The organism is Angustibacter sp. Root456 (assembly GCF_001426435.1).
Lineage (GTDB): Bacteria > Actinomycetota > Actinomycetes > Actinomycetales > Angustibacteraceae > Angustibacter.
Genome location: NZ_LMER01000020.1, coordinates 123,237 through 137,797 on the forward strand (window position 1 = coordinate 123,237; position 14,561 = coordinate 137,797).

At 73.5% G+C, this 14,561-nt stretch carries 8 protein-coding genes; 1 reads left to right on the top strand and 7 read right to left on the bottom strand.

The features are described from left to right. Positions 1-43: 43 nt before the first annotated feature. The 7 genes from ASD06_RS15320 to ASD06_RS15350 all read right to left on the bottom strand — a co-directional run bounded on the left by ASD06_RS15320 (position 44) and on the right by ASD06_RS15350 (position 12,015). Entirely contained in the window at positions 44-1,201 is a 1,158-nt protein-coding gene (locus ASD06_RS15320) for a DNA polymerase III subunit delta' (RefSeq protein ID WP_056679623.1), read from the bottom strand. After that, positions 1,198-3,798: a dTMP kinase gene (tmk, locus tag ASD06_RS15325; RefSeq protein ID WP_082538107.1), complete on the bottom strand. Its 2,601-nt coding sequence runs from the start codon at positions 3,796-3,798 to the stop codon at positions 1,198-1,200. Before tmk ends, ASD06_RS15320 begins: the two co-directional genes overlap by 4 nt. Positions 3,799-3,963: 165 nt before the next feature. Next, positions 3,964-6,783, bottom strand: a complete 2,820-nt coding sequence (gene topA / locus ASD06_RS15330; RefSeq protein ID WP_056679626.1) for a type I DNA topoisomerase — start codon at positions 6,781-6,783, stop codon at positions 3,964-3,966. 154 nt (positions 6,784-6,937) lie between these two features. After that, entirely contained in the window at positions 6,938-8,464 is a 1,527-nt protein-coding gene (locus tag ASD06_RS15335; RefSeq protein WP_056679628.1) for a methyltransferase, read from the bottom strand. A 186-nt stretch (positions 8,465-8,650) separates the two neighbouring features. Next, the gene (locus tag ASD06_RS15340; RefSeq protein WP_056679631.1) at positions 8,651-11,050 is read right to left on the bottom strand and encodes a sodium-translocating pyrophosphatase; all 2,400 of its coding nucleotides are present in this window, start codon (positions 11,048-11,050) and stop codon (positions 8,651-8,653) included. A gap of 151 nt (positions 11,051-11,201) precedes the next feature. After that, positions 11,202-11,597, bottom strand: coding sequence for an ATP-binding protein (locus ASD06_RS15345; protein ID WP_056679634.1), 396 nt, complete (start codon positions 11,595-11,597; stop codon positions 11,202-11,204). Positions 11,598-11,658: 61 nt separating this feature from the next. Further along, a complete protein-coding gene (locus ASD06_RS15350; protein WP_056679637.1) occupies positions 11,659-12,015 on the bottom strand; it encodes an STAS domain-containing protein in 357 nt (118 codons plus the stop codon). Positions 12,016-12,175: 160 nt separating this feature from the next. On the opposite strand from ASD06_RS15350, the gene ASD06_RS15355 reads away from it, so the two are divergent. Continuing rightward, positions 12,176-14,530 carry a DEAD/DEAH box helicase gene (locus ASD06_RS15355; RefSeq protein WP_369853778.1) on the top strand — a complete coding sequence of 785 codons (2,355 nt, stop codon included), beginning with the start codon at positions 12,176-12,178 and terminating at the stop codon, positions 14,528-14,530. Positions 14,531-14,561 lie beyond the last annotated feature (31 nt).

Below are 14,561 nucleotides of genomic sequence, written 5' to 3' on the forward strand. Positions count from 1 at the left end.
CGGCCACCGGACCGCTCGCCCGTCACCAGACCGTACCTCGCGCTCACGCCGGCAGCCGCAGACGCACGGCCATCGCCTCGAGCGCCAGCAGCGGCGCGACGTTGGCGCCGATGCGTTCGCGGGCGTCGCGGATGGCATCCATGCACTGCACCGCCTGCGCCGGGCTCAGTCGCTGAGCCAGCCGCTCGACGTCCGGGCGCATCTCGGCGTTGACCAGCTCGGCGGCCGGATCGGCGTGCACCACCAGGACGTCTCGGTAGAGCGAGAGAAGGTCGAGCAGCGAGCGATCGATCATGTCGCGCACGAAGCGCGTCGCCCGACGCTTCTGGTTGTCAGCGAGGGTCTTGAGCTGAGCTCGCACGTGCAGTGGTTGGGTGCGCGCGTCGGGGTCGGCGCCCAGAGCCCGGAGCAGGTCGGTGCGCTCGCGGGCGTCGCGCTCGGTCGTGGCGTCCTCGGCCTCGGCCTTCGCGGTGTCGAGCAGCTGGGCCGCGTGCAGCACGGCCTCGCCCACGCTGCGCAGCCGCAAGGGCACCTGCAGCACCTCGCGCCGCCGGATCCGCGACTGCTCGTCGGTGGCCAGGCGACGCGCCATACCGATGTGGCTCTGCGCGGCCCGGGCGGCGAACACCGCCATCTGCGGGTCGACGCCGTCGCGCTCCACGAGCAGCGCGGCCACGGCCTCCGGCGGCGGCGTGCGCAGGCCGACGTGGCGGCAGCGGCTGCGAATGGTGACCAGAACGTCGTCGGCGCTCGGCGCGCACAGCAGCCACACCGTGCGGGCGGTCGGCTCCTCGATGGCCTTGAGCAGCGCGTTGCCGGAGTGCTCCGTGAGCCGGTCGGCGTCCTCGACGACGATGACGCGCCACCGGCCCACGGACGGGCTGCGCTGAGCCACCGAGATGAGGTCGAGGGCCTGCTGCCGGTTGATGATGACGCCCTCGGTGCGCAGCGTCGTCACGTCGGCGTGGCTGCCCGCGAGCACGGTGTGACAGGCGTGGCACCGGCCACAACCCGCCTCGTTCTCCTGGCACAGCAACGCGGCGGCGAACGCCCGGGCGGCGATCGAGCGACCCGACCCCGGGGGGCCGGTGAACAGCCAGGCGTGCGTCATCGCGGCGCCGTCGGTGCGGGCCGACTGCACTGCACGGGTCAACACCTCGACCGTCGGCTGCTGGCCGACGACCTCGTCCCAGACGCTCACCGGTCGTCCTGCTCCCCGAGACCGAAGATCTCGTCCTCGAGCGCGACGACGTCCGGATCGCGGCGCGAGCGGCGCCGCGGCTTCCTCGCCGGGGTCGACGCCGGCGGCGCCGTGACCTTGGGCAAGGGCGCCGTGACGTCGACCGGCGCCTGCACGATCGTCTGATCGAGCCGATCGGCGGCCTGGTCGGGTGCTCGATCGAGCGGTTGCGCGGCCTGGCTGCGCTCCTCGGCGCGTCGACGCGCGGCGTCGGCTGCCTGTTGAGCGGCCAGCTCGGCTGCCTGCTGCTCGGCGCGCGCCCGCTCCTGCGCCTCGCGCCGCTCGCGCTCTTGCCGCTCGACGGCCTCGCGCGCGGCGCGCTCCGCCTGCTCGCGGGCCTCCTGCTCCGCGCGCAGGCGCTCAACCTGCTCCCGCTCCTGCGCCTCGCGCCGCTCGCGTTCTTCTCGCTCGGCAGCCTCGCGGGCCGCTCGCTCAGCCCGCTCCGCGGCCTCACGCGCCTCGCGCTCCTCGCGGGCCGCGCGCGCCACCGGCGACTCGGGCAGCACGCCCTGCAACCGCGCCACGACCTGCTCGTGAAGGTGTTGCGGGTCCAGCGCCGCGTCGAGCACGAGATACCGCGACGGCGCACGGCGGGCCAGCTCGAGGAACCGCTCGCGGATGCGGCCGTGGAACTCGTCGGACTCCGACTCCAGCCGGTCGTGCTCGTCACCGCGCCGGCTGCGGCCCTCGTGCGGCTCGACGTCCAGCACGACGGTGAGGTCGGGCGTCAGGCCCTGGGTCGCCCAGCGCGACAGCTGCGCCACCTCGGCCGTCCCGAGGTCACGACCGCTGCCCTGGTAGGCCACGGAGGAGTCGACGAACCGGTCGCTGACGACGATCTCGCCGTCCTCGAGCGCGGGGCGCACGACGCTCTCGACGTGGTGGGCGCGGTCGGCGGCGAACAGCAGCGCCTCGGCTCGGGCGGTCAGCGGCTCGCCGTGCAGCAGCACCTCGCGCAGCCGGTGGCCGACGGGCGTGGCGCCGGGCTCGTGCGTGAGCCGCGCGCGGTAGCCCTGCTCGTGGAGCCACTCACCCAGCAGCCGCACCTGGGTGGACTTGCCGGCGCCGTCGCCACCCTCGAAGACCACGAAGCGCCCCGGATAGGGGTCGCGCCGGGCCGGCGGGTGGTGCAGGTGACGCTGCCGCATCGCCTGCACCAGGTCAGTGACCAACGAGACACCCGGCCGGTCGTCCATCTGGCGGAACGCCACCAGGCCGATGGCCATCGCGATCAGCCCGGCCAGCAGGAACGTGGCCATCACCCCGGTGTAGGTCAGGCTGACGTCGTCGGTGAGGTGCACGGTGTGGGGCAGGCCCAGGCCCTTCGAGAACCCCGCCGCCACGACCGGGCCGATGGCCAGCACGGAGATGAGCACGACGCGCACCATCGACTGCACGAACGCGAACGTGCGGCCGCGGACGTCGTCGCCAACCTCCAGCCCGAGCAGCGTGTAGCCCGTGACCCACGCCGCGCCGGCACAGGCTCCCAGGCCCAGGGTGAAGAACACCGCCAGCGCGATGTTCGGCACCAGCGACATCAGCACCAGCCAGCCACCGGCTGCACCGATCGACAGGCCGAAGAGCCGCCGGCGCGAGAACTCCGCGAGCAGCCGCGGTGCGATCCACATGCCCGCCGCCATGCCCACGAACACCGCCCCGAACAGGACGCCGTAGCCCGGCGGCCCGGCACCGAGCGCGCCGACGAAGCTCTGGGCCAGGCCGATGACGAAGCCGCCCGCAGCGAACGCACCGAGCATGCCGAGCACCAGGCCGCGGACGAGCGGCGTGCTGCCGATGTACCTCCAGCCTTCGACGGCCGTGCGCAGGATCGACTCCTGACGCTCGGCGTGCGACACCTTCTCAGGGAAGTCCAGGCGCCAGATCACCGCGGCGGACACCAGGTAGGTCAGCGCGTCGACGTACAGCGCCAGGTAGGTCGGGTGGCCCTGGAAGTGCGGCACGACGCCGTCCACCATGCCGCTCACCAGCGACAGGCCGGAGAAGGCGACGGCGGCCAGCGGGGCCGAACCGTACGTGACCACCAGGCTCAGCTGGTTGGCGGCCTCGAGCCGGCGTCGCGGCACCAGGTTGGGCACCGTGGCGTCCTTGGCCGGCATCCAGAACAGGCCAACGACCTCGACCAGCACCGTAGCGACGTACAGCCACCACAGCGTGCCCACGAGGGGGATGGAGCAGAAGAGCAGGAAGCGCAGCACGTCGCCGTACACGAGCGTCCAGCGGCGCGGCAGGCGGTCGGCCACCACGCCCGCGAGGGGGCCGAAGAACACGGCTGGGGCCAGGCGCAGGATGAAGACGCCGGAGACGGCGAGCAGCTTGGCCGCGGGCGTCTGCGGGAGCGCGGCGGCCAGCGCGGTGGTGGCGAGCAGGCCGAGCCAGTCGCCGAAGCTCGACAGGCCCAGCGCGAGCCACAGGCGGCGGAACGGCGTGATGGCCAGCACCGCGCGCACGTCGTGGTCGGGCACGGGGTCGGCCGGGGGGTCGGCCGGCGCACCGGAGGCCCCCGCGCCCAGGGGCTCGGAGGGGGTGCTCGCGCTCATGTCCGCCACGTCGGAAGCCTACGGGAGGCAGCCGACACCGCTCACGCCCTCAGCGGTGCGGGCCTCCTCGTGGGGAGGATCACTGCATTCGTGCGTGACCACTGGGGCACCCTGCTGCCATAGGAAGGCGACGGGGTGCCCCCGCGCCAAAAGACGGGAGAGGGCTCAGGTGGATTTCTTCGCCGTCGTCTTCTTGGCGGTCGTCTTCTTGGCGGTCGTCTTCTTGGCCGTCGCCTTCTTGGCGGTGGTCTTCTTGGCGGCGGCCTTCTTGGTGCCGCGCTTCTTCACCGGGCCGCGGGCGCGCTTGTCGGCGAGCAGCTCGGCGGCGCGCTCGAGGGTGATGGACTCCGGGTCGTCGTCCTTGCGCAGCGTGGCGTTGACCTCGCCGTCGGTGACGTAGGGGCCGAAGCGGCCCTCCTTGACCACGACCGGGCCGCCCGACACCGGGTCGTCGCCCAGCTCGCGCAACGGCGCGGTGGCCGCCTGCCCCCGCCCGCGCTTGGGCTGGGCGTAGATCGCCAGCGCTTCGGCGAGGGTGAGGTCGAACAGCTGGGACTCCGAGGCGAGCGAGCGCGAGTCCGTGCCCTTCTTCAGGTAGGGCCCGTAGCGGCCGTTCTGGGCCGTGATCTCCTCACCGGACTCCGGGTCGACACCCACGACGCGCGGCAGCGACAGCAGGCGCAGCGCGTCCTCGAGCGTCACCGTCTCGGGCGACATGTCCTTGAACAGGCTCGCCGTGCGGCCGCGCGGCTTGGCGGCCGCCTTCTTCGCGGTCTTCTTGGCCGCCTTCTTCGCCGGCTTCTCCGGCTCCTGCGTGTCGCCCTCGACGGCTTCCTGCGCCTGCGGCTCCTCGTCGTCCTCCACCAGCTCGGTGACGTAGGGGCCGTACCGGCCGGCCTTGACGACGATCGTGCGGCCGGACGCCGGGTCGTCGCCCAGCACGCGACCCTCGTCGCCGCCCATGGTGAGCAGCTCGCGGGCCATCTCGACGGTCAGCTCGTCCGGCGGGACGTCGTCCGGCACCGTCGCGCGGCGCGGCTCGCCGTCCTCACCGGTCACCTCGACGTACGGGCCGTACCGGCCCACGCGCAGCACGACGCCCTCGCCGATCGGGACGGTGCTGATCTCGCGGGCGTCGATCTCGTCGAGGTCACCCGCGAGGTCGCGCAGACCCTCGAGAGCGGAGTCGGCGTCCCCGAAGTAGAAGCGCTGCAGCCACGCCGAGCGCTGCTCCTCGCCGTCGGCGATGCGGTCGAGGTCGCTCTCCATCGCCGCGGTGAAGTCGTAGTCGACGAGGCGGCCGAAGTGCTCCTCCATCAGCCGCGTGACGGCGAACGCGACCCACGAGGGCACGAGCGCGTTGCCGCGCTGCCACACGTAGCCGCGGTCGATGATGGTCGAGATCGTCGAGGCGTACGTCGAAGGGCGGCCGATCCCCCTCTCCTCCAACGCCTTCACCAGGCTCGCCTCGGTGTAGCGGGGCGGCGGGCTGGTCTCGTGGCCGACGGCCTCGAGGTCGCGCGAGGTGACGGCGTCGCCCTGGGCCAGCTGCGGCAGGCGCCGCTCGGCGTCGCGCTCGTCGTCCCCGCGCTGCTCGTCGCGGCCCTCCTCGTACGCCGCGAGGAACCCGCGGAACGTGATGACCGTGCCGCTGGCGCTGAACTCCGCCTCGCGGCCGTCCGACGCCGTCGCCGCCAACCGCACGGACGCCGTCGACCCGCGCGCATCGGCCATCTGGCTGGCGACCGTGCGCTTCCAGATGAGCTCGTAGAGGCGGAACTCGTCACCGCGAAGCTGCCCCGAAACCTGTGCGGGAGTGCGGAACCGGTCGCCGGCGGGGCGGATCGCCTCGTGCGCCTCCTGCGCGTTCTTCGACTTGCTGGCGTAGACGCGCGGCTTGTCCGGCACGTACTCGGGGCCGTACAGGTCGGCCGCCTGCGAGCGCGCCGCCGTCAGCGCCTCGTTCGACAGCACGGTGGAGTCGGTACGCATGTAGGTGATGTAGCCGTTCTCGTACAACGACTGCGCGACGCGCATGGCCTGGCGCGACGAGAACCGCAGCTTGCGGCTGGCCTCCTGCTGCAGCGTCGACGTCGTGAACGGCGCGGCCGGACGACGTGTGTAAGGCTTCTCCTCGACGCTGCGCACCGTGACGGGCGCGCTCTCGAGCGCGCCGACCAGGCTGCGTGCGGCGGACTCGTCGAGGTGGACGACGGCGCGGGCGGAGTCCTTGAGCCGACCCAGGTCGTCGAAGTCCTTGCCCGTGGCCACCCGCGCGCCGTCGACGGCGGTGAGCCGGGCCGTGAAGGCGGAGGCCTCGGCGTCCACTGCGGGGGCGAAGTTGCCGAGCAGGTCCCAGTAGGACGCTGCCCGGAACGCCATGCGCTCGCGCTCGCGCTCGACCACCAAGCGGGTCGCGACCGACTGCACCCGGCCGGCCGACAGGTTGCGCCGCACCTTGCGCCACAGCACCGGCGAGACCTCGTACCCGTAGAGGCGGTCGAGGATCCGCCGGGTCTCCTGGGCGTCGACGAGCCGGTCGTCGATGTCGCGCGTCGTCTCGAGGGCACGCTGCAGCGCTTCGCGGGTGATCTCGTGGAACACCATGCGCTTGACCGGCACCTTGGGCTGCAAGGCCTCCAGCAGGTGCCACGCGATGGCCTCACCCTCGCGGTCCTCATCGGTGGCGAGGTAGAGCTCGTCCGCGTCCTTCAGCAGCCGCTTGAGCTCAGCGACCTTCTTCTTCTTGTCGCTGTCGACGACGTAGTAGGGCTCGAAGCCGTGGTCGACGTCGACCGCGAACTTGCCGAACGGGCCCTTCTTCATGTCCGACGGCAGCTCCGACGGCTGTGGGAGGTCGCGGATGTGGCCGACGCTGGCCTCGACGTCGTAGCCCTCGCCGAGGTAGCCGGCGATGGTCTTGGCCTTGGCCGGGGACTCGACGATCACGAGCCTGCGGCGAGTGGAGCTCGACGACGTGGCCACGCTTCTCCTTACCTTCTGCTCCCGGCGCGAGGTGCGCAGGAGCACGATGCAGCCGACCGCGAACAGGGTCGACCGGGCACGACGGTAACGCCGCGTGGCCGGTGATAGGCAATCCGGGGTCCCCGGACCCCGCGTGTCGACGGTCGGATCGCCGTCATGAGCGGGTCAGCAGGCCGTCGGCCACCAGGTGCCGGACGTCGGCCAGCAGCCGACCGCGCAGCTCGGCCTCGGGCTCGTCGAGCAGCACCGCGAGCACCCCGACGATCTGCCCGACGGCGAGCTCGCCGTCGCACGCGCCCACGAGGCCGGCCAGCGCGGTGTCGGCGCGCACCGCCCGCTGCAGGCCGCCGCCCTGGCGCAGCAGGATCACGGTGGGGTCGGGCTCGCCGGGGCGGCCGTGGCGCTCCTCGGTGACGTCCGGCGCGACGACGAGCCGCTCGGCCAGCAGGGCGTCGTCCGGCGTCGCGCGCAGCCAGGTCTCGGCGTCCAGGACGGCGCTGACGACCGGGCCCATGGGGCCGCGCAGGGGGCCGTGCACCTCCTCGAGCCGCTGCCACGGGGCGGGCGACCGGCGCAGGGTGACGACGCCGAAGCCGACCGCCTCGACGCCCCGCTGCTCGAAGTCCTCGAGCCAGGCGGCGACCAGCGCGTCGTAGGCCGGCGTGCCGGGGTGGTGGCCGCCGTCGCGGGCCCAGGTCTCGGCGTACTGCGCAGGGTCCTGCACCTCGCGCTGCACCACCCACGCCTGCACGTCGTCGGGCAGGCACCCCGCCACGCGCTCCTGCCACGGCACGCCGGCGTGGTGCTCCCAGTTGCCGAGCAGCTGGGCCACGCCGCCGTCGCGCAGCAGGGCGCCGACGTCGCTCACCAGGCGCTGCACCACCGCGTCGCCCGCCAGGCCGCCGTCGCGGTACTCGAACACCGGGACGCCCTCGACGCGCGGCGTGATCACGAAGGGCGGGTTGCTGACGACGAGGTCGAACGTGCCGGCGTCCGCGGCCAGCGGCTCGAGCAGGCTGCCGTGGCGCAGGTCGAGGGAACGTCCCGCGAAGGGGCCGTCGGCGGCGGCGTTGAGCGCGGCGTTGAAGGTGGCGAACGCGAGCGCCCGCGCCGAGACGTCGGTGGCCACGACGGACGACGCGTGGCGCGCGGCGTGGAACGCCTGCACCCCGCAGCCGGTGCCGACGTCCAGGGCGCGCCCGACCGGCTGGCGGGGCGTCCACTGGGCGAGCGTGGCCGACGCGCCGCCGACGCCGAGCACGTGGTCGGGCTGCAGCGGACCGCCGGTCGCCAGCTCACTGAGGTCGGAGGCCAACCACCACGCGGCGTCGTCGGCGGCGTAGGGGCGCAGGTCGACCAGGGGGCGCACGGCGTCGTCCGGTGCGCTGCCGGCGGCGGCCACCAGGCCGCACCCCTGAGCGCCCGCGCTGCCGGTGAGCGGCAGAGCGGCGTCGAGCTCGGCCACGGTGGCGGTGTCGCCGAGGACGAAGAGGCGCACGAGCGTGGCGAGCGGCGACGGGCGCGTGGCCAGCACCCGGCGAGCGGCGGTCGGCTGCTCGCGGTGCAGCGCCGCAGCGGCCACGGGGCCGAGCAGCGCGTCGACCGCCTCGACCGTGAACGGCGCGAGGTCGGCGGCGAGGTCGCGGGCGGTGGCGACGTCCAGGCGGGGTGGGGCGGTCACGACGGCGAGGCTAGCCGGACGCCGGCAGCTGGCCGCCCGCGCATCTCGAGGCTTGCGCTCGCTTGTCGAGGGGTGCACCCCTCGGCAAGCGGAGTGTCACCCACTGAACGTGATCAACGGGGNAAAGGCCAGCGCCCCCGGCGGGGGCCGGGGGCGCTGGGTGGAGCAGGTGGAGCAGGTGGGTCGTCAGCGGGTGGTCGTGCTCACCTGGTCCTCGACGGCCTCGCCGGGGCCGGTGCTCGCCGTGCCCTCGTCGTCGACCTGCGGGACGTCGTCGCCGCCGTCCGTGGAGTCGTCACCGAAGGAGATGTCGCGGCGCTTGGAGATCGCCACCATCACGACGATGATCAGCGCTGCCACCCCGGCGATCGCGTAGCGGATCGGGCCGCTCGCGTGCTGGCCCACCGTGAGCTGCACGATGGCGGGGGCGATGAGCACCGACACCAGGTTCATCACCTTGATGAGCGGGTTGATCGCGGGACCAGCGGTGTCCTTGAACGGGTCGCCGACCGTGTCACCGATCACCGTGGCGGCGTGCGCGTCAGAGCCCTTGCCGCCGAAGTTGCCGTCCTCGACGATCTTCTTCGCGTTGTCCCAGGCACCACCGGAGTTGGCCAGGAACACCGCCATGAGCACGCCCGCCGCGATCGCACCGGCGAGGTAGCCGGCGAGCGGGCCGATGCCGAGACCGAAGCCGACGGCGATGGGCGCCATCGCCGCCATGAGGCCGGGCGTGGCCAGCTCGCGCAGCGAGTCGCGGGTGCAGATGTCGACGACGCGCCCGTACTCCGGACGCTCGGTGCCCGCCATGATCCCGGGGTGCTCGCGGAACTGGCGGCGCACCTCGAAGACGATCGCGCCGGCCGCGCGGGTGACCGCGTTGATCGCCAGGCCGGAGAACATGAACACCACGGCCGCACCGAGGATCACGCCGAACAGGTTCGACGGCGTGATGACCTGGAAGTCCAGCAGCGCCACGCGGGCGGCGGTGGTGAGCTGCTCCGGGCTGACGCCGGCGTCCTGGATCGCGGTGCTGGCGGCGTCCGTGTAGCTGCCGAACAGCGCCGTGGCCGCGAGCACCGCCGTGGCGATCGCGATGCCCTTGGTGATCGCCTTGGTGGTGTTGCCGACGGCGTCGAGCTCGGTGAGGATCTGCGCGCCCTCGTCGTGCACGTCGCCGGACATCTCGGCGATGCCCTGAGCGTTGTCGCTCACCGGGCCGAAGGTGTCCATCGCGACGATGACGCCGACGGTGGTGAGCAGGCCGCAGCCCGCGAGCGCGATGAGGAACAGCGACAGGATCACGGTGCTGCCACCGAGCACGAAGGCCAGGTAGACCGCGCCGCCGATGATGACGGCGGTGTAGACCGCGGACTCCAGGCCGACGCCGATGCCCGACAGCACGACGGTGGCCGCACCGGTGAGCGACGTGCGGGCGACGTCCTTGGTGGGGCGGTCCTCGGTGCCGGTGAAGTAGCCGGTGAGCCACAAGATGATGCCGGCGAGCACGATGCCGAGCGCGACGGCGGCGGTGGCGACCAGGCGCGGGTCGCCCTGCAGCGTCGTGACGGTGTCGCCGGCGTTCGTCAGCTCCGCGAACGACGACGGCAGGTAGAGGAACGCCGCGATGCCGCAGAGCACCGCCGAGATCGCCGCGGAGATGTAGAAGCCGCGGTTGATGGCCGTCAGGCCGCTCTCGCCGGCGCGCGGCTTGACGATGAAGACGCCGAGCACCGCGGTGAGCGCGCCGATGGCCGGCACGATGAGGGGGAAGACCAGACCGGCGTCGCCAAAGGCCGCCTTGCCGAGGATCAGCGCCGCGACGAGCGTCACGGCGTAGGACTCGAACAGGTCGGCGGCCATGCCCGCGCAGTCGCCGACGTTGTCACCGACGTTGTCGGCGATCGTGGCGGCGTTGCGCGGGTCGTCCTCGGGGATGTTCTGCTCGACCTTGCCGACCAGGTCGGCGCCGACGTCCGCGGCCTTGGTGAAGATGCCGCCGCCGACCCGCATGAACATCGCGAGCAGCGCGGCGCCGAAGCCGAAGCCCTCGAGCACCTTGGGTGCGTCGCCCTTGTAGATCAGGACGACGATCGAGGCGCCCAGCAGGCCGAGGCCGACCGTGGCCATGCCCACCGTGCCGCCGGTGCGGAAGGCGACCCGCATGCCGCCGTCGCGGTCACCGTGGCGGGCCGCCTCGGCGACGCGCACGTTGGCGCGCACCGCGAGGGACATGCCGAGGTAGCCGATCGCCGCCGAGAACAGCGCGCCGAGCACGAAGAACCCGGAGCGGCCGAACCGCACTCCGGAGCTGTCGGCCGGCAGCGCCAGCAGCAGGAAGAACACCACGACGACGAACGCCGCGAGCGTCTTGAACTGCCGCGCGAGGTACGCCGAGGCGCCCTCCTGCACCGCGCGCCCGATCTCCTGCATCCGCTCGGTGCCTTCGCTCGCGGCGAGCACCTGGCGACGGAAGGTCACTGAGACGACGAGCGCCAGCACCGCGATCACCGCGACGACGACGACGTAGGTCAGGTTGGAGCCAGAGATGGTGGCACCCGTAGCGGCCTGGGTCAGCCCGCGCATTCGCGTCCTCCTAGACGTGGGGACGTCCCCTTCGCGGGTCGGCGCGCACGCTCTCGACACGCCGCACGGGGGGACGTTCGTGACGGACTGTATCGGTGGGGACTACGTGGCGGAAGCGATCCGGGGCGCGGATCTGCAACGACGTCACGGATCAGCGCGACCACACCAGGCGCAGGGCGGGGCGTCCTCGCCGCGGGACGACGCTCACGTCGTGCGTCAGACCCGCCAGGACGGCGCGCAGCAGCGCGTCCTCGCCGACGTCAGAGGACCTCGGGACGTCGGTCACCGGCGCGACCCAGGCCACCAGGTCACCGGCGGGGTCGGCGTCGTCGAGCTCGAGGGTCACGGCGTCGCGTCCGGCCGCAGCTCGCAGGGCCAGAGCGCACGCCTCGCCGACGGCCTGGCGGACCGACTCGACCTGCTCCTCAGCCCAGCCGGCGCGGCGGGCCACCGTGACGGCAACCAGTCGTGCCGTGCGCACGTGCACGGGCAACGGCTGGAACGACAGGCGCACCGTGGTGCCCTGCGGTTCGGCCGTCTCGGCCACGGTCCCCCCTCCCTGGGGCGCGACGACACCCCGCTCCGTGTGGGGCGGCGCGCCGTCGGGCTCAGGCGCCGGCGTCAGACGGCTGCGAGGCCAGCGCCTCGTCGACCGAGTCGTGGATCGCGAAGACCTTGGTGAGACCGGTGATGCGGAAGACCTTCAGCACGCGCTCCTGGGAGCAGACCAGGTGCAGCGAGCCACCCTGGGTGCGCACCCGCTTCAGGCCGCCGACGAGCACGCCCAGGCCGGTGGAGTCCAGGAACTCCACGCCCTGCATGTCGACCACCAGGTGATGGTGCCCGGCGGCGACGAGGGTGTTGAGCTGGTCGCGCAGCGCGGGAGCGCTGTACACGTCGATCTCGCCGCTGACCTCGACGATCATGCGGCCGCCCTGCTCACGCGTACCCACCGACAGATCCACAGTTCCTCCAGAGCCGATCGTCACTGCGCGCCATCTAACCACTGCAGCGCGCTACCGCCCACCGGCGGACCGGCGCCCGCCTCACCGCGCCCCCGGCAGGTCGTCCGCGGGTCGCCGCAGGAGCGACCATAGACGAGTGCCCGCCACCCCGCCTGCCGTCGTGCCCCCAGGTGACTCACGCCTGCTCGGGCTCGTGCGCGGCGCCGGTCGGCGCGACGACCGGGTGCGGCACGTGGAGCGGCTCGCGGCCCGCGCGGGACGCCGGTCGGCCTGGCCCGCGTGGGCCGACGCCGAGGTGGTGGAGGCGCTGCGGGGGCAGGGGATCGAGCAGCCCTGGGAGCACCAGGCCCGAGCCGCGGACCTCGTGCACGCCGGCGAGCACGTGGTGCTCGCCACGGGCACGGCCAGCGGGAAGTCGCTCGCCTACCTGCTGCCCGCACTCACTGCGGTGCGCCGCGAGCGTGGGACGGGGCTCGGGGCGCGGCGGCCCACGGCCTTGTACCTCGCTCCGACCAAGGCGCTGGCCGCCGACCAGCTGGCGCGCGTGGAGTCCCTGCGGCTGCCGGGCGTGCGGGCCGCGACGTACGACGGCGACACGGCGCCTGACGAGCGGCGCTGGATCCGCGACCACGCCTCGTTCGTGCTGACCAATCCCGACCTGCTGCACCACTCCCTGCTGCCGGGACACGAGCGCTGGGCGCGGTTCCTGCGCGGACTCGAGGTCGTCGTCATCGACGAGTGCCACCACTACCGCGGCGTGTTCGGCGCTCACGTGGCCGCTGTGGTGCGGCGGCTGCGGCGGATCGCGGCGCGGTACGGCGCGTCGCCGACGTTCGTCCTGGCTTCGGCCACGGTGTCGGCGCCGGCTGAACACGCCGGGCGGCTCACCGGGCTGACCGTCACGCCCGTGACGGACGACGCCTCGCCCCGCGGCCAGCTCGACGTCGTGCTCTGGGAGCCGCCGCTGCTGCCGGGTGGCGGCGAGCACGACGCCCCGACCCGTCGCGGTGCCGCTGCGGAAACGGCCGACCTCCTGGCCGACCTCGCCTGCGCCGGCGTCCGCAGCCTGGCGTTCGTGCGGTCGCGGCGCGGGGCCGAGCACGTCGCGGCGACCGCCCGCCGCCTGCTGGCCGAGGTCGATCCCGACCTCGCGCCCCGCGTGGCGGCCTACCGCGGCGGGTACCTGCCCGAGGAGCGACGCGCGCTGGAACGCCGGCTGCGCAACGGGGACCTGCTGGCGGTGGCGGCCACCAACGCGCTCGAGCTGGGCGTCGACGTCACCGGGCTGGACGCCGTGCTGCTGGCTGGCTGGCCCGGACGACGCTCGTCGCTGTGGCAGCAGGCCGGGCGGGCCGGTCGCGAAGGGCAGGACGCCGTCGCGGTGCTGGTGGCGGCCGACGACCCGCTCGACACGTATCTCGTCACGCACCCCGAGGCAGTGTTCGGCAGCGCCGTGGAAGCGACCGTGCTGGACGAGCACAACCCGTACGTCCTCGGTCCTCACCTGGCGGCAGCGGCAGCCGAGCTGCCCCTCACCGACGACGACCTCACGCTCTTCGGCGAGCCGACCCGCGAGCTGCTCGATGTGCTGGTCGCTCGAGGCGTGCTGCGTCGGCGCCGCAGCGGCTGGTACTGGGCGCGCAGCGACCGCGCGGCGGCGCACGTCGACCTGCGCGGCACCGGCGGCCCGGTGTTCGAGGTCGTGGAGGAGCACAGCGGTCGGGTGCTGGGCACGGTCGACTCCGCGTCGGCCGATCGCACGGTGCACGAAGGCGCGGTGTACGTGCACCAGGGCGACAGCTACGTGGTGAGACGGCTCGACCTCGCCGGGCACGTGGCACTCGTCGAGCGCGAGGCGCCGCCGTGGACGACGCAGGCGCGCACGGTCACCGACGTCCGGATCCTGCAGACGTCGCGGCAGCAGCGGTGGGGGCCGGTGACCGTGGCCTTCGGGACCGTGCAGGTGACCGGTCAGGTGGTGTCGTTCCTGCGCCGTCGTCTGGTCACCGGCGAGGTGCTCGGCGAGGAGCCGCTCGACCTGCCCCCGCGCGACCTGCGCACCAAGGCCGTGTGGTGGACCGCTCCCGAGGCATTCTTCACCCGCGCCGGGGTGGCGCCGGCCGACCTGCCGGGCGCGCTCCACGCCGCCGAGCACACGGCGATCGGGCTGCTGCCGCTGCTCGCGACCTGCGACCGGTGGGACGTCGGCGGCGTCTCGACCGCCCTGCACCCCGACACCGGCCAACCCACGGTCGTCGTGCACGACGGTCATCCCGGCGGCGCGGGCTTCGCCGAGCGGGGGTACACGGCCCTGCAGGCGTGGCTGCGCGCGACGGCCGAGACGCTGGGCACCTGCGCGTGCCCGGCGGGCTGCCCCTCGTGCGTCCAGTCGCCCAAGTGCGGCAACGGCAACGAGCCGCTCGACAAGGCGGCGGCCCTGCGGGTGGTGCGCGCACTGCTCGGAGTCGCCCCGGACTCGCTTGCTCAACAGGACGACTCGGGCACCGCGCACTAGGGTCGAGATGATCCGGCGGCCCAGGCGCCGG